Annotated in this window: 18 protein-coding genes; 12 read left to right on the forward strand and 6 right to left on the reverse strand. The window is 37.7% G+C overall.

Features of this window, described 5'->3' with window-relative positions:
* Positions 1–5 precede the first annotated feature (5 nt).
* Positions 6–608, forward strand: a complete 603-nt coding sequence (locus ACM26V_RS21740) for a flavin reductase family protein (RefSeq protein WP_416148859.1) — start codon at positions 6–8, stop codon at positions 606–608.
* A 232-nt stretch (positions 609–840) separates the two neighbouring features.
* A complete protein-coding gene (locus tag ACM26V_RS21745) occupies positions 841–1,794 on the forward strand; it encodes a diguanylate cyclase (RefSeq protein ID WP_416148860.1) in 954 nt (317 codons plus the stop codon).
* Between the two features lie 54 nt (positions 1,795–1,848).
* Here ACM26V_RS21745 and ACM26V_RS21750 read toward each other — a convergent pair whose 3' ends face one another.
* Complete coding sequence (locus ACM26V_RS21750; RefSeq protein WP_416148861.1) at positions 1,849–3,405, reverse strand: ABC-F family ATP-binding cassette domain-containing protein; 1,557 nt, start codon at positions 3,403–3,405, stop codon at positions 1,849–1,851.
* A 121-nt stretch (positions 3,406–3,526) separates the two neighbouring features.
* Between ACM26V_RS21750 and ACM26V_RS21755 the strand changes: the two genes are divergently transcribed.
* Positions 3,527–4,663 carry a DEAD/DEAH box helicase gene (locus ACM26V_RS21755; protein WP_416148862.1) on the forward strand — a complete coding sequence of 379 codons (1,137 nt, stop codon included), beginning with the start codon at positions 3,527–3,529 and terminating at the stop codon, positions 4,661–4,663.
* A 752-nt stretch (positions 4,664–5,415) separates the two neighbouring features.
* On the opposite strand, the gene ACM26V_RS21760 is transcribed toward ACM26V_RS21755, so the two are convergent.
* Positions 5,416–6,669 carry a TraB/GumN family protein gene (locus tag ACM26V_RS21760; protein ID WP_416148863.1) on the reverse strand — a complete coding sequence of 418 codons (1,254 nt, stop codon included), beginning with the start codon at positions 6,667–6,669 and terminating at the stop codon, positions 5,416–5,418.
* Positions 6,670–6,863: 194 nt separating this feature from the next.
* Between ACM26V_RS21760 and ACM26V_RS21765 the strand changes: the two genes are divergently transcribed.
* Together ACM26V_RS21765 and ACM26V_RS21770 are read left to right on the forward strand one after the other, a co-directional pair.
* Positions 6,864–10,148: an SNF2 helicase associated domain-containing protein gene (locus tag ACM26V_RS21765; RefSeq protein ID WP_416148864.1), complete on the forward strand. Its 3,285-nt coding sequence runs from the start codon at positions 6,864–6,866 to the stop codon at positions 10,146–10,148.
* A 232-nt stretch (positions 10,149–10,380) separates the two neighbouring features.
* Positions 10,381–11,901, forward strand: coding sequence for a DEAD/DEAH box helicase (locus tag ACM26V_RS21770; protein WP_416148865.1), 1,521 nt, complete (start codon positions 10,381–10,383; stop codon positions 11,899–11,901).
* Between the two features lie 258 nt (positions 11,902–12,159).
* Here ACM26V_RS21770 and ACM26V_RS21775 read toward each other — a convergent pair whose 3' ends face one another.
* Complete coding sequence (locus tag ACM26V_RS21775; RefSeq protein ID WP_416148866.1) at positions 12,160–13,851, reverse strand: hypothetical protein; 1,692 nt, start codon at positions 13,849–13,851, stop codon at positions 12,160–12,162.
* A gap of 185 nt (positions 13,852–14,036) precedes the next feature.
* Here ACM26V_RS21775 and ACM26V_RS21780 point away from each other — a divergent pair, with 185 nt between their 5' ends.
* Both ACM26V_RS21780 and ACM26V_RS21785 read left to right on the forward strand, forming a co-directional pair.
* Complete coding sequence (locus tag ACM26V_RS21780) at positions 14,037–15,986, forward strand: ABC-F family ATP-binding cassette domain-containing protein (protein ID WP_416148867.1); 1,950 nt, start codon at positions 14,037–14,039, stop codon at positions 15,984–15,986.
* A gap of 258 nt (positions 15,987–16,244) precedes the next feature.
* Positions 16,245–16,397, forward strand: coding sequence for a hypothetical protein (locus ACM26V_RS21785; RefSeq protein WP_416148868.1), 153 nt, complete (start codon positions 16,245–16,247; stop codon positions 16,395–16,397).
* A gap of 87 nt (positions 16,398–16,484) precedes the next feature.
* Here ACM26V_RS21785 and ytvI read toward each other — a convergent pair whose 3' ends face one another.
* Both ytvI and ACM26V_RS21795 read right to left on the reverse strand, forming a co-directional pair.
* Positions 16,485–17,642, reverse strand: coding sequence for a sporulation integral membrane protein YtvI (gene ytvI, locus ACM26V_RS21790; protein WP_416148869.1), 1,158 nt, complete (start codon positions 17,640–17,642; stop codon positions 16,485–16,487).
* 176 nt (positions 17,643–17,818) lie between these two features.
* On the reverse strand, positions 17,819–18,958 hold the full coding sequence (locus ACM26V_RS21795; RefSeq protein WP_416148870.1) for a glycosyltransferase: 1,140 nt from the start codon (positions 18,956–18,958) through the stop codon (positions 17,819–17,821).
* Positions 18,959–19,145: 187 nt separating this feature from the next.
* On the opposite strand from ACM26V_RS21795, the gene ACM26V_RS21800 reads away from it, so the two are divergent.
* Entirely contained in the window at positions 19,146–20,048 is a 903-nt protein-coding gene (locus ACM26V_RS21800; RefSeq protein ID WP_416148871.1) for a diacylglycerol/lipid kinase family protein, read from the forward strand.
* A gap of 100 nt (positions 20,049–20,148) precedes the next feature.
* Positions 20,149–20,286 carry a lmo0937 family membrane protein gene (locus ACM26V_RS21805; RefSeq protein WP_416148872.1) on the forward strand — a complete coding sequence of 46 codons (138 nt, stop codon included), beginning with the start codon at positions 20,149–20,151 and terminating at the stop codon, positions 20,284–20,286.
* Between the two features lie 128 nt (positions 20,287–20,414).
* On the opposite strand, the gene mreBH is transcribed toward ACM26V_RS21805, so the two are convergent.
* Complete coding sequence (mreBH, locus tag ACM26V_RS21810) at positions 20,415–21,416, reverse strand: rod-share determining protein MreBH (protein ID WP_416148873.1); 1,002 nt, start codon at positions 21,414–21,416, stop codon at positions 20,415–20,417.
* Between the two features lie 232 nt (positions 21,417–21,648).
* Between mreBH and ACM26V_RS21815 the strand changes: the two genes are divergently transcribed.
* The 3 genes from ACM26V_RS21815 to ACM26V_RS21825 all read left to right on the forward strand — a co-directional run bounded on the left by ACM26V_RS21815 (position 21,649) and on the right by ACM26V_RS21825 (position 24,765).
* Positions 21,649–22,824: an acyl-CoA dehydrogenase family protein gene (locus tag ACM26V_RS21815; protein WP_416148874.1), complete on the forward strand. Its 1,176-nt coding sequence runs from the start codon at positions 21,649–21,651 to the stop codon at positions 22,822–22,824.
* Between the two features lie 209 nt (positions 22,825–23,033).
* Entirely contained in the window at positions 23,034–23,360 is a 327-nt protein-coding gene (locus ACM26V_RS21820) for a phosphoribosyl-ATP pyrophosphohydrolase (RefSeq protein WP_416148875.1), read from the forward strand.
* 304 nt (positions 23,361–23,664) lie between these two features.
* Positions 23,665–24,765, forward strand: a complete 1,101-nt coding sequence (locus ACM26V_RS21825) for an alanine racemase (RefSeq protein WP_416148876.1) — start codon at positions 23,665–23,667, stop codon at positions 24,763–24,765.
* Positions 24,766–24,775: the final 10 nt, after the last annotated feature.

Here is a 24,775-nt window from a genome sequence, read left to right on the forward strand (position 1 = left end):
TAACCATGACAACCCTCGACCCGAAACAATTGTCGAAAAAAGATAATTATCGTCTGCTCACATCAGCAATTACACCTAGGCCTATCGCATTTATTACATCGATCTCTAAAGAAGGTGTTCTAAATGCAGCACCATTTAGTTATTTTAGTGTAATTTCCGCAGAACCTCCTCTTTTAGCTGTTTCTATTGGTAGAAAAGAAGGACAGCAAAAGGACACGGCGAGAAATATTTTGCAAATGGGAGAGTTTGTCGTTCATGGAGTAGATGAGGACAACGTGAAAAAGATGAATCAGACAGCGATGAACTTACCTTCTGATCAAAGTGAAGTAGGAAAAGTAGGGCTTTCTCCTATAGTTAGTGAGGTAGTCGGTGTTCCTTCTTTGAAAGAAAGTAAGGTGCGATTTGAGTGTAAATTGGAAAAACACCTTGTTTTTGAAGAAGGAGATTCTGCGACAGATTTTATTATTGGACGTATCGTCAGTTATACAGTCAATGATGATCTTTATAATGATGGTGTCGTTCAAACGGATAAGCTCATGCCAATAGCTAGGTTAGGTGGCAAACAGTACTCGCGACTAGGCAAGATCTTTGAATTGGATCGACCATAAAAGGGAATGTTATTAAAAATCATATACTTGTGCCCGTCAATTGACGGGCATTTTTCCGTTAAAGAAGTTTCTAACTTTAAAGGACGTAATGTGCATAGTAAAAAAATACCATGTTATAAGATGCGTAAAGAGGGAATAGGACTTTGTGATTGAACATGATGACCTGTTTAGAAGAAACTTATTTAAGTCGATAATACAGAAGTGCAGCATAGAAATAGGAGGCGGGGGACTGATGATAAGTAATATAGATACATCTCAACTATTTGAACAAGCATTTCGTTTTTCCTCCATCGGTATCGCACTCGTGTCTATCGAAGGTAAATTTATGTTGTCAAATCCAATGTTATCAGAGATGCTAGGATATTCTGAAAATGAATTTAAAGAACTATCTTTCGAAGATCTGACTCATAGTGCCGATGTTGAAAAGAGTAAGTATAAGGCGGAGAAACTATTAGATGGGACTATTGATAATTATCAAATAGAAAAACGATACATTCATAAAGACGGCAAGGTGATATGGTGCCTTTTAAATGTATCGATTGTTAAAAATAGCAAGGAAGTACCAATATATTTTATCTCTCAATTTCAAGATATTACACAACGTAAATTTTACGAACAAGAATTAACAGAAAATCAAGACAAGTTGATGAAAGCAAATAATCTTTTTAAAAAATTGTCCGAACAAGACGGGCTAACAGGAGTGGCTAATAGGCGTTATTTTGATGAGCAGTTGGAGTACCATTGGAGAGAAGCAACAAAACATCAACAGCAGCTTTCTTTGATTATGCTTGATTTGGATTATTTCAAAGATTTTAATGATTACTATGGGCATCATGCAGGAGACGATTGCTTGAAGTTAGTTACAGCAACGATAGAAAGAAAAATAAGCAGTTCAAATGTTTTTGCTCGATATGGTGGGGAAGAATTTTCAATAATTTTACCGAACAGTTCAGAAAAAGATGCATACGATCTGGCAGAAGAACTACGAGAAGCGGTCGAACAATTAAGAATACCTCACGAAAAATCAAGTGTACTTAAATCTGTAACGATTAGTTTGGGCGTGGCGTCTATTTCACCACAAAACTCAATGAAAAGTAAGCATCTTATTAAACAAGCAGACGATGCGTTATATTCGGCCAAAAATAATGGGAGAAACGACGTGGAGAATCAAGTAGTCGGTACCTAAAATTGAAAATGTCCCCTCTCTGAAATCAACTATTAAGTCAGAGAGGAGAAAAAATTAATATACTTTCGTTGTCCATGTTTCGCCATTCCATATATCAGTGACGATGTCTTGGTAAAATTCAGGTTCATGACTGATAAGAAGGATACTTCCTTTGTAGGATTGGAGTGCTCGTTTTAATTCAGCTTTTGCATCGACATCCAAATGATTGGTAGGCTCATCAAGAACTAGTAGATTCGTTTCGCTATTGATCAGCTTACACAACCTAACTTTCGACTTCTCACCACCACTTAATACAGATACTTTACTGTCAATATGTTTCGTCATTAATCCGCATTTTGCTAAAGCAGAGCGGACTTCTTTTTGTGAAAAATGAGGGAAGGTTTCCCATATTTCTTCAAGGCAGGTATTGTTCGTTTGTTCTTTAACTTCTTGCTCAAAATAACCAAGGTGCAAGTTGTCCCCTCGTTCTACGGAACCTTTTAACGAAGGGATTTCACCTAATAAACTTTTCAGCAATGTCGTTTTCCCAATCCCATTTGCTCCTGTTAAAGCAAGTTTTTGTCCACGTTCCATCCGCAAGTTCAGAGGAGCTGATAGCGGTTCGTCGTATCCGATTACCAAGTCCTTTGCTTCGAAAATTAATTTACTTGGTGTTCTAGAAAATAGAAAGTTAAATTCAGGTTTAGGTTTTTCTTGTGTCAATTCAATCATATCCATTTTATCGAGCTTTTTTTGCCTTGACATCGCCATATTCCTCGTTGCTACCCGTGCTTTGTTGCGTGCAACAAAATCTTTCAAACCAGCGATTTCCTTTTGCTGCTTTTTATATGCTGACTCGACTTGTTGCTTTTTGACTTCATAGACGTGTTTGAAATGATCATAATCACCGACGTAACGATCTAACGACTGATTGTCCATATGATAGACTAAGTTGATGACTGAATTAAGAAATGAAATGTCATGCGAAATAAGAATGAAGGCATTCTCATATTCCTGTAGATATCGTTTTAACCATTCAATGTGCTGTTCATCGAGAAAGTTTGTTGGTTCATCTAACAAGAGGATATCAGGCTTTTCAAGCAATAGTTTCGCCAACAAAATTTTCGTTCGTTGTCCTCCACTCAAATCATTCACATCTTGTTCGAGACCGATTTCATCTAAACCTAACCCTCGTGCAATTTCTTCAATTTTGGCATCAATGATGTAAAAGTCATTGTTCGTCAACATGTCTTGAATAACACCGACTTCTTCAAGTAGCGTTTCCATTTCATCTGGGGAACAGTCACCCATTTTTTCATACATGCTATTCATGTCGGCTTCCATGTCGTATAAATATTGAAATGCAGTTTTTAGAATATCACGCATCGTTTGCCCTTTTTCAAGAACGGTATGTTGATCAAGAAAGCCAACACGGACATTTTTAGCCCATTCGACTTTTCCTTGGTCTGCGTCAAGCTGACGAGTAATGATATTCATAAATGTAGACTTTCCTTCACCGTTTGCGCCTATCAGTCCAATATGTTCTCCTTTAAGAAGTCGGAAAGAAACATCATGAAAAATCTCGCGATCGCCAAAGCCATGACTTAAATTTTTTACGGTTAAAATACTCATAATATAAGACACCTCTAAATATAAATTTGGTTTCTTTGCATAAAATAGGTTAAAATCTAGATAACAATCAGAAAATGAGAGCTTCGTAACACTATACCCTCTCAAAAAAAAGGAGAAATCAATGAGCAATTCAACATCTATCATACCGACTTTACCTCCCTTCTTACAAGAGGCATGGGAAAAATCGGGTTTTACAGATTTAACAGAGATTCAGACAAAGATGGTTCCAGTAGCTATAGAAGGTAGAAATATCATAGCGGAAGCACCAACAGGATCTGGAAAAACATTGGCTTACTTACTACCAGCCTTACAAAAAGTAAATATGGATATAAAGCAGGCGCAAATCGTTATCGTCGCATCATCACGAGAACTCGTCATGCAAATCTTAGATGAAGTTCAAAAGTGGTCGCAAGGTAGCGGTATCTTAGGTGCTGCCCTTATCGGTGGAGCAAACGTGAAACGTCAACAAGAAAAATTAAAGAAAAAACCGCAAATCATTGTCGGGACTCCAGGGCGCTTAATTGAACTTGTAAAAAGTAAGAAATTAAAACTCCATGAAGTAAAGACCGTTGTGCTAGACGAAGCTGACCAACTTTTTGCTAAGGAGCATATTAGAGAAGTTGATGATCTCATCAAAGCAGTCTTGAAAGATACTCAACTTATTGTATGTTCTGCTACCATTCCAAAGCATATAGAAAAACAGGCAAAGGATAGAATCGAATCACCATCAGTAATTCGAATTAATATGGATCTTGATCATTTAGAGCGTGTTGATCATACGTACCTTGTCGCAGAACGACGAGACAAGGTAAAAATTCTTAGGAAGCTCGTTAACGTTGAGGGACTATATGGATTAGCTTTTTCAAACGACATTCACGAGTTAGAAACGTTTGCTGAGCGTCTTGAATTTAGGGGGAAACATGTCGGCGTTCTTCATGGAACGACAACGAAACAAGCGCGAGAAAAAGCGATTAATCAGTTTAGAAGTGGGGACGTTCCAGTATTAATTGCAACGGATGTCGCTTCAAGAGGACTTGATATTGAAGGGTTAACTCACGTTATTCAGTTGGACTTGCCAAATGATATTCAACAATATGTGCATCGTTCTGGCCGAACGGGACGAGCAGGTAAGTCAGGAACCGTCGTATCTATTGTCACGGAAGGTGAAAAAGAAAGATTGATACAAATTGCAAAAAAGCTAGGACTACAAATGACTGAGCGAACACTTTCGCATGGAGAGTTAGTTGAATTGAATTAAACATACTTAGTAGTGCAGACCCAGGCCAGGGTTTGTACTACTTTTTTATACTTTAAGAATGTTTAACTTCGAAATCAACTCGGCAAAGGTAACAAGAGCAATCATCTTGAGCCCTAACTTTCCCAAATGAACAAGCTAAAGGGCACAAGTCGTCATCACTTGTGCCCTTAAGAATCGAAATTGACTCGTCAAAGGTAACAAGAGCAATCATCTTGCGCCCCATCTTTCCCAAATGAACAAGCTAAAGGGCACAAGTCGTCATCACTTGTGCCCTTAAGAATCGAAATTGACTCGTCAAAGGTAACAAGAGCAATCATCTTGAGCCCCATCTTTCCCAAATGAACAAGTTAAAGGGCACAAGCTACCATAGCTTGTGCCCTTAAGAATCAAAATCAACTCGGCAAAGGTAACAAGAGCAATCATCTTGCGCCCCATCCGTCCCAAATCAACAAGCTTAAGGGCACAAGCCGTCATCACTTGTGCCCTTAAGAATCGAAATCGGCTTGCCATAGGTAACAAGAGCAATCATCTTGAGCCCTAACTTTCCCAAATGAACAAGCTAAAGGGCACAAGTCGCAAGCACTTGTGCCCTTACCATTCGAAATCAACTCGCCAAAGGCTACAAGATACCAAACAAGATGAATCTATTCTAGTCAATTTCATTATTTATCTATAAAATTCTCAAAATGACTCAAAGCGTCTTATGAAGAGCCCACTCAAATTATCACTAATCTAAACTTAACTCTAGAAAACTACTCATCCGCCCTAAAATCATCATGCGGTTCAACATTGTATCCCCGATTGTCTAGTAGATCGACAATACTATTTTCCCCAGCTAAATGAAGAGCGCCGACAACGACGAAATATGTCTCACCATCATCAGTAGTTAAAAACTCTTCAATTTGATCAGTCATTGCCAAGTCTCTTTCATCCATAGCTAAATCATCAGAGTCTTGTTCCATTTCCCGCAGTTGCGCAAATACGTCAGTATCCCCAGATCGCCAAATACGAATCATTTGCGTCAATTCTTCTTCATAAATATCTAGTGAATCAATCGCACTTTCAAGACTAGCTATTTGCTCTTCCTCTGGAGAAGAACTAAGTGTTTCAATCTGACTTTCAATTGATTCGAGACTAATGATCGGTAGATCTTTTTCATTTGCTCGCTCAAGAAAGTGCAAGTCAATGCCATCATCTGCGGTGAAGTTCGTTCCTCCTATTGCAGCTTCAGATAGGAGCATAGAGATAAACCATGGTTGAAATTGATCGAGCATTTCCCCATTCAAACCTAGAGGGGACAATTGATTTACCATTTCGGTAAATACATCTTCATCAAGGACGTCAGATAAAGCTGGACCGTCCGCATTCATGGCATGTTGCATCATCATCTGTGCGGATTCCATTTCATTAATTTCAGTCATATCAATTTCAACGGCTAGGTGATCTGCCTCTTCAAATGCTTCATCAATTTGACCGTGAAGTGGATACATCGTTTCATCACCAACGTGAACGGAACCGAGTAGATAGACGGTTTGATCTTCTTCTTGGACACGATAAAACACACCTTCTGATGGACCGTCATGCTCATCGAACGATAGCCTTGTTCTAGCATGGACATCCACGCCTCTTTCTTCAAAGTCTTCAATTGTTGTCAACACAGGTGCGTCGATATCACCTGTGAAATAAATATCACCTAAGTGAACTTCAGATAGTTCATCTAGCGATTGTAATGGCGAAAAATCCTCAATGTCATTGCCACTAATATTTAAGTACTGGAGTTCGCTTAAAACATCGATTCCCTCCAGACTGGAAATTTCAGCATCGGATACATCTAATGACTCAATTTTCTCTAATTCTTCTTCTGTTAAATTCCCACCTGCGTTATCCATTTCTTCAAGAACAGCTAATTCAAGTGCTTCATCTTCAAAATAGCTCTGTTCATTATCGGAAGAACAAGCTGTAAATAAACTTAATATGACTCCTGAAAATATTAATTTTTTAAGCAAAGTAAAGACCTCTTTTCTACAGCATTTATAGGCATTCTATAGTGTATTTACGAGTGTCCTAAAGAAAAGTTCCTTGATTTGGAATAAAATTTACAAGCATTTTTCGATTTCAGCTGAAAAGTTTGTTAAAATAGAAGATTGAGTATGATTAAATTAAATTGGTTAGCCAAACATAGAAAAGCAGGTGAGTCAAAGTGAACCTGAATCATTTAACAGAAAAAGATATTCGAAACAGTAGTGCGTCATCAAAAACCTTTCAAAAAGGGATGGATTACTATCTTGAGAATCATGTTCAGGATATTATCTGGAGTAAAAAAGATCGAAGTTTTCGTGCGGTCGTTCATGGTGAGGAAGATTATTTAGTCATTGCTGACCCAACAGATAACGTTGACGTGGTCAACATGACCTGTACTTGTCCCGCATTCGAATCATATATAGGCTATTGCAAGCATATTGTCGCTACATTATTATCTGTAGGCGATCAACAGAAGCATCAAAAAAAGACCGATGAGGGCACGATAGATAAAAAGAAACAAATCCCTTGGAATGAAAGGGAACGAACGAATAAATTAATGAAATCTTTTGAACAGCTATATGTAAAAAAACAGGAAACGTACCATGAAAGAGAACCACTTAAAGTGCAATATTTACTGAAAGTTTCTTCCACTTTCAGTGAACGGATGAGAGGTTCGATTGAATTGGAGATGAGAGTAGGGAGGAAAAGACTGTATGTCGTGAAAAATGTATCAGAATTACTTCACGCAGTTGAAGAGGAGCAAGCTTTGAAATTTTCCAAATTATTCACTTATCATCCATCAGATTATTATTTCGAAGAAGAAGACATTGAAATTTTCAAGTTGATGGGAATATTATTGGATATCAAATACACAGAGACTTTTTCTTTTTCTTATCAATATTTACGTCGGTCAAAAGACGATGACCGAAGTTTCGACGTTCCACCTGCCTATGCTCATGAATTCCTCTCTCAACTAAAGGGGAGAGATGTGATTGTTGATGATCACTCGCGTGAGTTCGAAGGATTCGATATTCTTAAAGGGAAGCCACCATTATCTTTTCAAATTGAAGACCATTTAGATCAAGCTGGTGTGTATCGACTATCATGGGAGAACGCAGGACATGCGACTTATTTCGGGAAAAAATATGGTCTTTTATTTTTACAAGGGATCTTTTATGTCCTTGATGGAGATCAATTACAGGCATTTGATTCGTTATTTTTTCAATTAGCTATGGAAGACCCATCGGAAATGCTGTTAGAGGAACGACAACTTGAATCGTTTGCTTCCATTGTTTTACCACAATTAAACAAAATCGGCGAAGTGGAATTGAGCGAGTCAATCCGAGAAAATATACAAATGTCGCCGCTTGTTCCACAACTGTATGTCGATTACCAGGAAGATAGGGTTACCGCGGAAGTGATTTTCCAATACGGAGAGACGAAACTATCGCCATTTCGTCAGGAGGCAACAGAGGGTAGTCAGTTAGTAGTCCGTGATATGGAAAAGGAATATTATTTGCTGTCGTTTATCGAGGATGTGCCATTTAAATTTAATGGAACAGAATTATATTTGGAAGAGGTAGAGGATATTTTGGATTTTGTTTCAGAAGATGTACCGAAACTTTCAGAATTGTTCCATTTATATGCAACCTCTTCCTTGAGAAATATCGTCCATGAGCCAGTCGAACGTCCGTCCATGAAAGTGGAAACGAATGAAAAGTTGAACTTGCTTGATGTTGCATTTGAAGTAGATGGTGTGTCAGATGAAGAATTAGCTCAAGTACTAGCGAGTCTGCTTGATAATAAAAAATATTATCGATTAGCTTCTGGTCAATATATTCATTTGCAAAATGAAGAATTCACCGGAATGAAAAAGATGATGGAAGAATTGGATATGTCTTCTGCTGAAACGAAACAACATTCGACACTTCCGCTTTATCGTGCTTTTCAGCTTAATGACGCTACAGACGTGCAAGTGAAAAAAGATCGCGCATTTAGAAAATTGGTCGAAAGGTTAACCGATCCAGAAGAGATGGATTTCCCGATTCCAGAACACCTTGATGATGTGCTAAGAGATTATCAAAAGCGAGGGTTTCAATGGTTAATGTCGCTATCTTACTACGGTTTTGGTGGGATATTAGCGGATGACATGGGATTAGGGAAAACATTGCAGACGATTACTTATTTGCAGGCGATGAAACTGAATCAACCAGATCAAGGTCCGTCACTAATCATTTGCCCATCGAGCGTAGTATACAACTGGGAAAAAGAAATTGAACGGTTTGCTCCAAATTTATCTACGGCAATAATTTCAGGACCGTCTGTTGAGAGATCCGAAACTATCGTAGCTGCTGAAAAGCATGATGTGTGGATTACGTCTTACCCGCTTATTCGAAGAGATATCACCCATTATAAGGATCGAATGTTTTCGACGATGATTTTAGATGAAGCGCAGTATGTGAAAAATGAAGGTACGTTAACTGCGAAGGCAGTGCGGTTGATTTCTTCTGTTCGTAGCTTTGCTTTAAGTGGAACGCCAATTGAGAATTCATTAGAAGAATTGTACTCGATATTCTCTCTCGTTCAACCAGGTATGTTTAAAAATAAGCAAGTGTATAAAAATATGGGAGAAGAAAAAATCGCAAAGCGAGTGAAACCTTTTGTTATGAGGAGAATGAAGCAAGATGTACTGAAAGAACTTCCAGATAAAATTGAGTCTATCGAGTACACACCGTTAACAGATAAACAAAAAACAGTTTACCTTGCACAACTTCAATTACTGCAAAATGAGGCAAATACAGCAATTGAAACCGATACACTTCAACAAAATCGGATAAAAATCCTCGCCGGGATAACAAGACTACGACAAATCTGTTGTCATCCCGGAATGTTCATGAAGGAGTATGACGGCGGATCAGGTAAATTAGACCGCCTTATCGAGTACTTAGAGGAAGCTCGCAGTGCTGGTAAACGAATTGTCTTATTCAGTCAGTTTACGCAAATGCTATCTATAATTAAAGAACGGTTATATGAAGGCGGTTGGGAGTATCACTATTTAGATGGGTCGACACCTGGGAGAGACCGATTGGCAATGTCAGAGCGATTTAATGCAGGAGAGAAAAATTTATTTCTCGTTTCTTTAAAAGCTGGTGGCACTGGTTTAAATTTAACTGGTGGTGATACCGTGATTTTATTTGATTCATGGTGGAATCCAGCTGTAGAAGAACAGGCAGCAGATCGTGTTTATCGTTTTGGACAAAAGCGTGTCGTTCATGTAACAAAAATGATTACAACAGGTACGATTGAAGAGAAAATTCATAAACTCCAAGAAAAGAAGCGAAATTTATTAGATCGAGTTATTCAACCGGGGGAGACTATGATAACTTCTTTAGGGAAAGATGATATTGCAGATTTACTCGATTTAGAAAATAAAAAGGAAAAAAAACGTAATAATCATAGCTAATGAGGGTAAACTATGGTAAAGTAAATAAGTTGATTTAAAAATCAAACACTAAAATATGAGTTTCATCCTTTTCGTGTAAGATAAAGAGGAAGCCCTTCAGAACAAGGATACACTAAGCAGCTTGTTCCCTGATACTTTTAATGGAATGGGCTGTTTTCTTTATATATGATTTTGACGTAGAGCAAGTGGCTCACGTCACCTGGAAAGTATGAATCAAAAGGAGATATTAAATTTGGCACTTTTTAAAGATTTAAACATTGAGGAACCTATTTTTAAGGCAATTGAGAAAATGGGATTCACTGAAGCAACACCGATTCAAGAGCAAGTAATACCGGCAGCAAAAGATGGACAAGATGTTATTGGACAAGCACAGACAGGAACTGGAAAAACAGTTGCGTTTGGTATTCCGTTATTAGAGTCTGTTGACAAGAATGCTCGTCATCCACAAGGTTTAGTACTTGCACCAACACGCGAACTGGCGATGCAAGTTGCTGAAGAATTAAATAAATTAGGTCGTGAAAAAGGAGTTACTTGCCTTGCAATTTATGGAGGACAAGATATTTCGAAGCAAATTCGCGGTTTAAAAAAGAACCCACAAATTATTGTCGGAACTCCAGGTCGTTTTATGGACCATATGCGTCGTAAAACAATTAAACCTGAATATATGAACACAATCGTGTTAGACGAAGCTGATGAAATGCTCAGCATGGGTTTCATTGAAGATATAGAAACGATTTTGAAGGAAGTTCCTGAAGATCGACGTACGATGTTATTTTCTGCAACAATGCCGAAACGTTTGAAATCTGTTATTTCATCGTTTATGACAAATCCGGTAACGATTGCGGTTAAAACAAAGGGAATAACTGTCGAAAATATCGAACAACGTTATATTGAAGTTCATGAAAAGCAAAAATTTGATGCTCTATGTCATACACTTGACATTGATCCTCCTGAACTTGCGATTGTTTTTGGTCGTACAAAGCGCCGTGTAGACGAAGTTACTGAATCACTTGGTATTCGTGGTTTTGCAGCAGAAGGCTTACATGGAGATATGAAACAGGAGCGCAGAGATGCGGTTATTCGTAAATTCAAGCGTGGTGCTATCGACATTCTTGTAGCTACAGACGTTGCTGCACGTGGTTTAGATGTGAACGACGTAACGCATGTTTTCAACTTTGACTTACCTCAGGATTCTGAGAGTTATGTTCACCGTATTGGTCGAACAGGTCGAGCTGGTAAAAGCGGAATTGCGTTTAGCTTTGTAACACCAAAAGAACGCGATCATTTAAAAATGATCGAAAAAACAACTAAGAAACCAATGAAACAACAATCTATTCCAACATATGAAGAAGCACTAGCTGGTCGCCAAGACCGTTCAGTGAACCACTTGATGAAATCACTAAGAGACGGTAACTTTGAGCACCTAATGGGAGCAGCAAAATCGATGTTAGCAGAACATGATCCAGAAACTTTAGTTGCTGCTGCTTTGAAAACAATGACTAAAGAACCTGACACTACTCCGATTCGTCTAACTGGAGAATCACCTACTCATGGTAAACGTCGCGGAGGCGGCGGTGGCTATGGTGGCGGTTATGCCGGTAAAAAAGGTAAAGGTTCATCAAACCGAAATTCCTCATCAGCAAGAAAGCGTCCTGAAAATGATCGTGGCGGCAGAGGACGACCTAGTCAAGATCGTAGTCGTGGTGGAAAGCCAGCTGCGAAAGTTAAATCACTTGCGTTTAAAAACAACTAAGTAGTAATTGATAGAAAAAGACTGATTCCTGAAGATCCAGGGTCAGTCTTTTTTTGGCGGTTAAGATAGCAAATGAAAACAATTGGGTTTGCTGATGGTGAGATGAGCGACGTTTGGATAGAGGGCAGAAGATGAAGGGAAGGAGCCCGAGTTTATACCAGAGAAGGAGCAAGACGAAGAGGGCGCACAAGACCACCAAAGTAGATTCAGAACACCAAAAAAAGCCGGCCCATGAAAATAGGCCGGCTCTACTTAAGTCTAAAAATCCAATTCTTCAATCGGCTGAACGTCTTCACCAGAATCCATAAACGAAATAGTTATCTCATCACCAGATTCAATAAACACAGCCCTTGGAAAAGAGGTAGCATTTACGGTGAAAATTCGATCATCGCCTTCTATTAAAATTCTTACGGTAACATTTTCTTCGCGGTCCCATTGATAAACTCTGTCAACGGTGGCAGTTATTTCAACCATATCGGTAAATTCTCCTGGAACAACATCATCATCTGTTCTAGAAGCGAGTTCTAGCTGATAAGCACCAAAAGCATCTCGTTTTGTATCACCATAACCGTAGATATTTTCGTCACGTGCGCTAACAAGCATTATTTGTCGAAGTACACTATCTCTATCCATTACAGGGATGACCCATGTGTATTGTCCATATATGTTATAGAGCGATGGTGTACCTGCAACATAATCATCGCGGCGGAATGTTCGCTCAGCTAAATCCATTGCCGTTCGTCCATTTAAAGATCCACTAGCGTCACGGAAATAACTTAACTCACCACTTCTTGCATCAAATAATGTAAATCCTACCATTGAATTAGCAGCTTCTTGTCCTTCACTTTGCAAACGCATATGATCAGTGAACCAGCTTAACTGAAGGTCTTGGTTAACAACCCCGGTTACTGGATCTGTTTGTCCCCACTGTGTAGTTTGAGTTAAACCCTCACGTCCAAAGAATCGGTTTATCAGCCCTTGTTTATAAATACCAAACCAATCATTTCGTTCTGTAGCAATATGAGGAGGATAAATACGATTCACCCACTCTGGAACTTCTTCTTTATCGTATTTCGTCGTTTCACCTGAAGCAGGATCTACGATAATTACTCCGTCTACTTCAGCCACTCGACGGAATTCAGTGAAATGACCATAACTGACAATGTAGTATGGATTACCTTCTCCGTCAATTTCAAAAGTCGTATCAAGCATGATCACTTCAGGGTGTTGTGATCGAACATGACGTTCTAAGTTTTCATGAAAAAACGCAGAAGGTACATAATTCATTTCTGTTAATACAAGTTCTGGATCTTCCCTAGGATTCTCGGCACTGACCATAATATATCCAGGGGCATTATTACTTCGATACCAACGGAAAATTCCGTCATATTCAATTGGGGATATCCAGTAAAGAGAATCGTTAACTCGCTGGATACGAGTATTTCCTAAATTATAAAAAGCAGGATTATCCAATTGACCCATCATAATGTTGGATCGGTATTCAGCATAGTCGCGAGGGACTACTGGAATATGTTCCTCATTGACTGGATCGAGATCATCAACTGTTAATTCTTCTCCATCAGCGATGTTAAACTTCGCATCTGCTAAGAAAAGCGGTTGGACTATCCAAAATACAGCGAAAGTCACTAATAGGATGACGCCAATTCCTGCACCTGTTGTTGCTTGTTTCTTTCTGAAGGTTTTCATAAACATGAAAACTAACGTATTATCGACAATTAATCCAATACCGATAACCGGTAAATAAGCGGAAATAAAAGCAGTAATACTTTGATCTAATAAACCTATATAAAAAAGTAGTAATCCGTAAACAAATCCAAGTATGTATCTTACTGGAATCCATTTACGAAAGTAAGCCATTTTCCACCAACTTAATTGTAAAGGAAGGAATAAAAGAGCTAATAATGCACTTGCTAAAACCATCTGTAACATGTCTTCACCTCATTAAATGATATAGGAGCATATTGTCCTATCTTTCTTTACGAATAGAGTCAACAAAATGTTTCACTAATTGACAAGTTCATTTTATCACACTAAAGAAGAGATCGGGGCTATCCTTGCTTGATTTTTTCAGATACAATAAGGAATTAGAGTATCAAAATGAAGGATGATGATATATGAGTATGTTTCGCGTAGAAGAATTACACAAAACGTTTGGAGAAAAGACGTTATTTGATCATATTTCGTTCTCGATTGAAAAGAAAGAACGGATTGGTCTTATCGGAGTGAACGGAACGGGAAAATCGACGTTGCTAAAAGTTATCGCTCAAATAGATGGGAAAGAATCTGGCGAGTTAATTCATGCAAATGATTTTACGATAGAATATTTGCCGCAGGATCCAGAATTAGAAGAAGATCTCACAGTACTTGAGCAAGTGTACTATGGGAATTCCCCTGTGATGAGGACGATGAGAGCTTATGAACAGGCTCTTTTGGAACTAGAAGCAGACTATTTAAATGAAGCTTGTCAGAAAAAATTATCCGATGCACAAGAAAAAATGGATGATCACAATGCATGGGAAGCAAATACAATGGCACAAACGGTTCTTACTAAATTAGGGGTAACAGATTTCTCTAAAAAAGTGAATCATTTATCCGGAGGACAAAGAAAGCGAGTATCGATTGCAAAATCACTAATTCAACCTGTTGACTTGTTATTGCTGGATGAGCCTACGAACCATTTGGATAATATAACGATTGAATGGTTAGAAGGTTTCTTAGCACAATATCGCGGGGCAATTATGTTGATAACACATGATCGCTATTTCTTGAATCGAGTAACACAGCGAATTTTTGAGTTGGATCATGGGAAATTGCATCAATATAATGGAAATTACGAATTGTTTTTAGAGAAAAAAGCAGAGCGAGAAATAGAACAAGACCAACAAGAAGATAAAAGACAAAATTTACTTCGCCGTGAACTCGCTTGGTTAAGACGAGGTGCAAAGGCTAGAACGACGAAACAGAAGGCGAGAAAACAACGCGTAGAAGCGATTCAGGATGATACACCACAAGAAAAATTAGGCAATGTAGATTTTGCAATTGGTTCGTCTCGTTTAGGAAAAAAAGTAATCGAGTTAGAACAAGTGTCAAAATCATTTGAAGGGCAAACCTTTATTGAGAAACTTGATTATTTAATTATTCCTGGTGAACGATTAGGTATCATTGGACCGAATGGTGTCGGAAAGACGACGTTATTAAACATGATGGCTCGTCGAATTGAGCCAGATGAAGGAACAATTCATGTCGGAGAGACAGTTAAGATTGGCTACTATACGCAGAATCATGAAGAAATGGATGAAAACCTTCGGATGATCGAATATATAAAAAATACAGCGCAGGTAGTGCACACTTCAGATGGTCAAATGATCACTGCGGAGCAAATGCTGGAGCGGTTCTTATTTTCACGTGCGATGCAGTGGACACATATCCGAAGATTATCTGGTGGTGAACGACGCCGTTTATATTTATTAAAAGTATTGATGGAAGAACCCAATGTCTTGTTTTTAGATGAACCGACAAATGACCTCGATACACAGACGTTATCAATACTTGAAGATTACTTATATCAATTTCCTGGTGTTGTTATCACTGTATCCCATGATAGATACTTCCTTGACCGAGTCGTTGAGAAATTGTTGGTTTTCCAAAAAGACGGCCCTATTGAACGCTATTACGGTTCTTATTCTGAATGGCTTGACGAAGCAAAAGCGAAAGAAGCAAAATTACAGCAGGTAAAAAATGAAGAAAACAAACAGCAAAATCTTGCATTTAAACAGAAAAGTAAACAAACGAAAGAACCAGCTAAATCAGCAAAATCTACAGCGAAAAAGTTATCCTACAAAGATCAACAAGAGTGGGATACAATCGAAGACCGAATTGCAGAACTTGAAGAAAAACAAGAACAGATAGAGAAAAGTATTGCAGATTCGGGAAGTGATTTTGCGAAAGCGAAAGAATTTTTGGAAGAGCAAAAACTAGTACAACAAGCTTTGGAAAAAGCAATGGACAGATGGACAGAGTTATCTGTTATTGTTGAAGAAATTGAAGCGGAAAGAAACAAGTAAAAGAAAAGTGTGTCTAATTGTAGCCAATTAAACTGGTTGCAAAAAAGACACACTTTTTTTTAGTTTTTTGGGATATATTCAGAACTGCTACTTTGTGCTTATAGACGGATAATTATTTCTTGAAAAAATAATGGTGATTTTTGTTTGAGATAACATGTGTACACTAAGAGTTTTTTTGCGGAAAGAAGGTTGAAAAGTCCTGAGAGTGGGTAAAGTTATAATAGTTACAGAAATAAGTAGTAGAAGGAGGTTGCATCAATGACAATTACAAAACAAGATGTCCTTCGAAAAATTGATGATTTATCAGAAACTGAACTTAGAATTATCTATACATTTATTGAGGAGTTTCGAATAGCAGAAGCGGAAAGAAACTCTCATGTGGATTTCTATTCGGATCAATATCCAAGGTAATTACTAGTACAGTTCATAATATAGGCACTAAAGCACATTTCTTTATTACTAGAAATGTGCTTTTTAAGCTTAATCAAAGTGTCATGTTTATTTGTTTTTGAAATATATTTTGTTTACCTTATCATCATCCCCTTTAAAGCCATCTCGTATAAACGTGAAAAGGTCTTGTGCGACTCCGATGTCTTTAAAAATAACGAGGATAACGAGAATGAGTGGACCTAAGAAAACACCGATAACACCAAAAATTTGAAAGCCAACGAAAAGAGAAACTAACACAGCGAGAGCATTTAAATTCATACTTGAAGATAAAATTTTCGGTTCAAGGGCTTGTCGAATTCCAACAGTGACTCCATAAACAATTGCTAGGCCAATCCCCATGCTAACATTTCCAGTGAAAAACATATAAATAAACCATGGAATTAAGATTGTTCCAGAGCCTAAATAAGGTAATATCTCAGCGATACCAACGATCATGGCAATCGTCAATGCATATTCAACACGTAATATGGATAATCCGACAAGGACAACGATAGAGGCTACTAACATTAAAATTAACTGAGCTTGTATAAAACCTATTACTCGAAATTGAAACATCGTCTTAAAGGCTTTTGCTTTCTTCATAACTGGCGCAGGTACTGCTTGATACATCGATTTAAACAGTTTCTCCCAATCTTTCCCGATAAAGTAAAAGGCAATAAAAACAAGTAAAAAAACAAGCAAAAATGTTGGCACAAAGATGATTACATTTGTTAACCCATCAGCGACTCCTTGTCCAACATCTGTCAGACTTTCAGCTAATCGGTTACCTAGAGTCGCAATACCATCCTGTAACGTAACCTGTTGTTCTGGTGTGAGAGAGTCCATGGCACCCGTGACTGTGTGCCAAATTGGAAAAATAGAATTATTAAAGAAATCTTGCATTTGGATCGATGTTGTTTGAATCCACTGGGGAACAAAATCTGCAATTCTTCTGACCCCAAAAATGATTAAAAAAACAAGTCCAGTGATGGCCCCTGCTAATGTACTTAACCCGAGAAGAAGGGTGACGAGAACAGCTAAAGGGTTAGGGAATTTAGCTTTATATCTAAAAAATCGAATCAGTGGATAAAACATCCATACTAGTACAGCAGAAATCCAGAAAGGATAGGATATAGTAAATACCCAGCCAATCAGCCATAATACTGATATAACAATTAATGTAACAATAATTAGTCTAACAAATATCCACGCATGATTTTTAGTCATGGACAATTCTCCATTCTCTCTTTGACATTACGTTTAAATTGCACCCAGAAACTAAACTTGCCAAATATAGTAATTTGTATATAATGATTTAATCATAGCAGATTATTTCTATATAATACATTCCCTTGAAAAAATATTTACCTGTCGAGATAAAAAGATATTCTAAAACAGCTGATTTAGTTATTTTTCATGTACCTGCGAAGCTCCTTTAATGAGTATTCTGTGTCTCGCCATTTAACACGTCCTCTTTTTAACGTTTTGTAAGCGGACCTACAAAGACAATAGATAAAAAGTATGCCGTTGAATGGCATAGAAAGAACGAGCCAAGGTTTGTCATTAACAAAACGAATGTTAATAACATACATCACTATGTAAAGTAATATCGTAGCGGAAAATAGACTTCTTGTTAAGAGATCGTTTGAAAAAATTCCGATGAAAGGAAAAACATGAAAAAGGAATAGCAAAATCGAAAAGAGTATAACTAAAAAAGTATTGTATCGCATAAATGCGAATAGATTTTTCTCTAATCCTGAGATAACTTGTGGAATCGATTCATACCATTGAATACGAATCATATTTTTTCCAAAGCCTAGTTTTTGACGAAAACCTAATTTGACTATTCTTTTACCCAATTTTAAATCATCATCTGGTGACAAAGCCAAAGCTTTGTGGGTGCCTATCTCATGATACACAGTAGCATTAATCATGTTGAAAGCTCCGACTCCTGCGTGTTTTAATTGGATGAAATTCCAAACACCGAGAATACTCCAATAACTGTGAAATGCTTTATAAGCTATTGTACCACCGATATTTTCGGGGATAATTGTTAAGTGGTCGAGTTGATTGCTAACGATGCAATTAATCGCTTTATTTAATGTTTCTTTTGAAAAAAGTACATCTCCATCAGTAAAGATGAGCCAATCCCCTTTAGCATGTTTCGTTCCTTGATATAAAGCATGGTTCTTACCGAGCCACCCATCTGGAAGCGAAGAGATTGAAACGATCTGTAACTTGTGACGGTTTTTGTGCTTCTCTTTTAATTCCATTAAAAAAGAAAGGGTATGATCTGATGACCGATCATTTACAACAATCACCTCAAAATGAGGGTAGTGTTGATCTAATAGTGAATGAACAGATTTATATATATTCTGTTCTTCATTTTTTGCGGCAACGATAACGCTAATAAATGGGGGAGAATGTTTTGAAATGTCCGTTGAATACGTATCTAAAACTAAGAGTTTCCGCCCCCCTATAAACCATTGTAGTGAGATAAAAAGGGCACCAAGAAAAATGAAAAGAGAGAGGTAGAAGAGCATCAACATAGCCTCCTTGATAAATTGGTAGAAGTTACTGGTGGATTTTGCAACGAAATGATTATTTAACTTATTTTATCACTATATTACTTACTTTTGCGAAGTTATCGGCTTAAGATATAGACTGCTGTCATGTTGCATAAAGTATTTGATAATAGGGTATAGCCTTTTAAACAGGGAAATGGAGTTGATGAGTTTGTATCAGAAAGGTTTGCTTCTATACAATAGTAAAGCAGGTAATGCAGATGTACAAAAAAATGTGGGGGTAGTAGCTGCTATATTAGCTGATGGAGTAAAAGAATTAACAATTATTAAGGGGCAATCTCCAGGTGACTTAGAATCTATATGTACTTCAAGAGGAGAAGAGATAGACATTTTGTTTGTAATGGGCGGAGATGGTACAGTTCATGAATGTATCAACGGATTAATGCATTTGAAAAAACGTCCCATTGTCTCGATTCTCCCAGGTGGTACATGTAATGATTTCGCTAGATCATTAAATGTCCCTATGAATATTGCCGAAGCGGCTTTATTAGCGATAAATGAAAGAAACAAATATATCGATATTGGGTATGCTAATGGAAGATACTTTACGAATTTTATTGGTATCGGTTTAATAACAGAGACCTCAGAGAATATAAATGAGGAAGCAAAGGAGTGGACAGGTTCATTGAGTTATTTAATGAGTGCAATGAAAACGATCAAGGAAGCAGAACCCTTTGAGTACGACTTAATGGTTAATAAGGAACGTATCCAAGGTGATGCTGTAATGATTGTAGCAATGAATGGCACTCATATAGGAACAAATGAACTTCCATTTGAATCACTCGAATTAGACGATGAGCAGCTAAATATATTTATTGTTAAAAAAGGAGGAATCGCAATTTTCTCCGAATGGGTCCAACGGAAAACCGCGATGATGCAAGAGATGGATAACGAAAATATGGTTATTATGAAGGCGGATGAGGTAAGTATTGATACGAGTGAGCAAATGAAGGCTGATACTGATGGAGAAATATATCTTCAAACCCCACTAAATGTGAAAGTGATTCCTTTAGCATTAAGGTTTATTATAGGAGAAAATAATGGTTAACTAAACGCCTGTATATCCTATTCCTAGTTTATTGAATCTCTAAAGGGGAATAATTACATATATGCAAATTATTTATGACATTCGTTAGGAGGTATTATTCATGATTTGGACAATAATAGCCATTTTAATATTATTTTGGTTTGTAGGTCTTATGTTAGAGCTTGCTGGAGGATTAATTCACTTAATTCTTGTTGTTGCATTGATTGTCTTCATTGTAAAAATGATTAGAGGACGTTAACTCACCCCTTCAAAGTTGCAATTAATTAACTTTGAAGGGTGTTATTTATTTCTATAGCGAAATAAAACAATATAAACCAGACGCTTCCCTTCACATGAAAGAAGCGTCTGGTTATTGTGATTTCGAAGTTATAATTTTTGAATTCTTTTCATCATGTTTAATGAACGGCCAGTTCCTATAGCAACAGATTCAAGTGGACTTGGAGCAAGGTGAACCGGAACAACAATTTCATCTGATATCCACTCTACCATGCCATGAAGTAACGCACCTCCACCCGATAATGTCACACCTCGATCAACGATATCTCCACTTAATTCTGGAGGACAATCTTCAAGTGTAGCTCTTATTGCTTCAAGAATGGATAGTAACGATTCTCGTATGGCTTGCTGAATTTCGTATGAAGAGACTTGAATCGTTTTAGGGAGTCCACTCACCAAATCTCGTCCTCGAATATTCATATGCATTTCTGCATGATCGACTAGGCTGTATCCAATCTCAATTTTAATCGATTCAGCTGTGCGGTATCCAATCAATAAGTTATATTTTTTACGGATGAACTGTGTTATATCTTCATCTAACTGGTCTCCACCAACTCTGATTGAATGGCATGAAACGATGCCTCCAAAAGAAATGATTGCCACTTCAGTTGTACCGCCTCCAATATCAACGATAACATTAGCAACAGGCTCTTCTACTGGAAGGTCAGCCCCAATTGCAGCAGCTACTGGTTCTTCAATTAGTTGAACATCTTTTGCTCCACATTGTCTGACTGCATCTGATATCGCTCTTCTCTCAACAGAAGTTGACCCTGAAGGAGTGCAAACGACGACGTTCGGCTTTCGTATAGATGTACCTAATTTTCTCGATGCTTTTTTCATAATAAACTTGAGCATATCTGTTGTTACTTGATAATCAGCGATGACACCATCTTTTAATGGACGGATGGCAACGATATTCCCAGGAGTTTTTCCCACCATTTGCTTTGCTTCTTCACCGACAGCGAGAACTTCTTTCGTATGCACATTAATGGCAACAACAGATGGTTCATTTATAATCATACCTTTATTTTTTGTATATACAAGGATATTTGCAGTTCCTAGATCTATCCCAATTTGCATTGATGAAAACATGATGATTCCTCCAGTCTCTCTTATGATGTCTCTCTATAGTTATTCTATTTACATTGCTTTTTTATAGGGGTCAAATGAAAGAGAATATTGGAAAAAGATTAAATGCGACAAATTTGTACATTTCCCGGGAAAATATTCTGTATCTTATAATGAAAATAACTGTAAATTCTTTCATCTGTAACTTTTTTTCTATAGAATACTAAGTAGATGAACACGTAGAGGAGAATTGACGATGAGCGAAAAACTAATGGCTCCATTTCTAAAAAATCAAAAACAGAAAGAATTATATTTGAAAGTTACAGGATTACTAAACGAATTTAAAAAGCGAGCTCGAGAATATGATCAACAAGCTCGGTTTCCATTCGAAAACATGAATGACTTAAAATTAACCGGACTTACGTCTGTAACAGTGCCTAAACGATTTGGAGGTGAGGAAATATCTCTTTACCAATTTATACTGATGCAAGAAACAATTGCTCAAGGAGATGCTGCTACTGCATTATCTGTTGGTTGGCATAATGGAACAATGATGCAATTGCGTGATACGAATAAATGGCAAGAGAAAGTTTTTGAACGAATATCTCGTGAAGCGTTAGATGATCACATTTTAATTAATACTGCCGCAACAGAACCTGCAACTGGAAGCCCTGCTAGGGGTGGAAAGCCAGAAACGATGGCAACTAAAGTAGAGAGGTCATGGGTTATTTCAGGTAAAAAAACTTTTACTTCATTAGCTCCCGTGCTTGACTATATTATTATTACTGCCTCGATTACTGGAGAAGATCGAATTGGTGAATTTCTATTGCCTCGTTCAGCAAAGGGAATTCGTTTTGAAGAAACGTGGGATTCACTTGGAATGAGAGGGACAAGAAGTGACGATTTAATATTAGAGGATGTTCAGCTGCCAGAAGATGCACTTGTTGCAACGAAAGATCCAGGACATGGTATGGCTCCACAAGGTTGGTTATTGCACATCCCAGCTTGTTATCTTGGTGTAGCAATTGCAGCAAGGAATGACGCAATTACCTTTGCTGAGAATTATCAACCCAATAGTTTAAATCATCCAATTAGTGAAGTGCCTGAAGTTCGTAGAAAGGTTGCAGAGATGGATTTAGAATTGATGAAGGCAAGGCATTTTATGTATCGTATCGCTGAACTATGGGATGAGCATCCGGAACTTCGGCCACAGTTAGGACCAGAACTAGCTGCAGTAAAAACAGCAGCAACTAATGCGGCGGTGCATGTAGTGGATTTAAGTATGAGAATTGTCGGAGGAAAAAGTCTTGAAAAATCGAGACCGTTTGAACGGTATTATCGTGACGTGCGAGCAGGACTTCATAATCCTCCATCTGATGATATTACATCAATGATCCTAGCTAAAAAAGCTTTCCTAGCTAAAGAAACATGATAAACAGCTTCGAAAAAGTCGGAGATTGTGAGACAATTTCGGGAGCATGACCACTTAAAGTTGGAATACTTTGGTGGTTTTTTTGTTACTGAGCAGGATTTTTATAGTCAAGTCATGAATCTTTACTAAAGGAGAATTTAACCTATTTCGGTGAGAGTAAATCGATCGCAGATTCTAAAACAACTGAAAACCAAGAAAGGAGAGACGTGATGCCAACATACTATAAACTTGTTAGAGACAGGATTCCGGAAATAATTGAAATGAATGGACAAAAACTTGAATATCGTCGAATAAATGGTGAGGAATTCATTATCGAAGCTAAGAAAAAATTAAATGAAGAAGTGAAAGAATATCTCGAAGCACAACAATCTGAACATGCTGTAGAAGAATTGGCAGATTTAGTTGAATTAATTTACTGTTTAGCAGAACGTCATGGTTATTCAAAGAACGAATTGGAAGCGATAAGAAAAGAAAAGTCAGAAAGGAGAGGATCTTTTCAGGAAGGATGGTATTTAGAAACCGTAGGAGAAGATTAGAACAGTGTCAGAAGAAGAACACTTAATGAGGAACTTCCGACAGATAGAAACATACTTCCTACAGATAGGAGCGAACTTCCAACAGATAGAATACTAATTCCGACAGATAAGAGACCTATTCTAACACATAACAAATTTCGATAAATTTCGCAAAACGACATGATAGGAGAAATTAAAGTTACTAATTTTTCAAAGACAAAGACACTCGTTAATCAGTGTTTTTGTCCTTTTTTATTTCATAACTACGCATAGTTTGCGATAGCCTATGATGATATACTTTATAGACAAAAAGGTGGCGAGCCGCATGTTTGAAAAAATACAAACACCTGCAATTATAATTGATGAAAGTAAAATGAGAAATAATATCAAAAGAATGTTGGCAGTTAAAGAGAAGTATGGTGTCAATCTTCGACCGCATTTCAAGACACATAAATCATCTTTGATTGCTCAGGAACAATTAGTAGCGGGAGCGGACGGGATAACAGTAGCAAGTGTTTCCGAAGCAGAATTGTTATTGCAGAAAGGGGTCACGGATATACTGGTAGCGTACCCCTTAGTTGACATAGAAAAAGTAAAGCGTTTGAAGCCATATCTGCACAACGCACGAGTTATTTTTGCAATTGATAGTCAAGCACAGGCCATTCGTATGAATGAAGCTGCGAGCGAACTCGATGTTGGATTCGAAGTGTGGATAAAAATTAATTCTGGATTAAACCGCTGTGGTGTGGAACCTGGTAAGGATGCGCTAGCGTTGGCTGAATATATAACAAGCTTAAGTGGCCTGCAGTTAACTGGCCTGTATACGCATGCTGGGCATTCTTATGCTGCAACGTCAAAGAAACAGAAGGAAGCAGTGACTGAGCAAGAAGTAGCTAGTATTCTTCAATCAGCAGAACTTTGCGAGCAACAAGGGATAAAAATTACGAATCGAAGCGTTGGCTCAACTCCTACATTTGAAAGAGCGGCTTCTTATCATGGTATTACAGAAGTTCGACCAGGTAACGCTGTATTTTTTGACCGTATGCAAATCGGTCTAGACGTTGCTGAACAACAAGAAGTGGCAATCACTATTCTGACTCAACTTATCTCCATAAAGAAAAATAGACTCATTTTTGATGGTGGTAGTAAAGCTTTTACAACAGAAAAAGGGGCGCATGGTAATGAAGGAGTCGATGGTTTCGGTGAATCTATCGATCATCCAGAATTAATTCTTACTCGTTTGTCCGAAGAGCATGGGATTGTTGATTTAACTGAACAAAACAAAATAATTCATTTAGGAGATAAATTGCGATTTATCCCAAATCATGCTTGCACAGCTGTGAACCTTTTCGACCATTACATCGTTTTAAAAGAAAGTGGGCAATTGGAGAAAGTACCAATCGATGGAAGAGGCAAATCGCAATGAATAAATGGTC

This window comes from Salipaludibacillus sp. HK11 (genome assembly GCF_047795645.1).
Classification (GTDB): domain Bacteria; phylum Bacillota; class Bacilli; order Bacillales; family Salisediminibacteriaceae; genus Salipaludibacillus.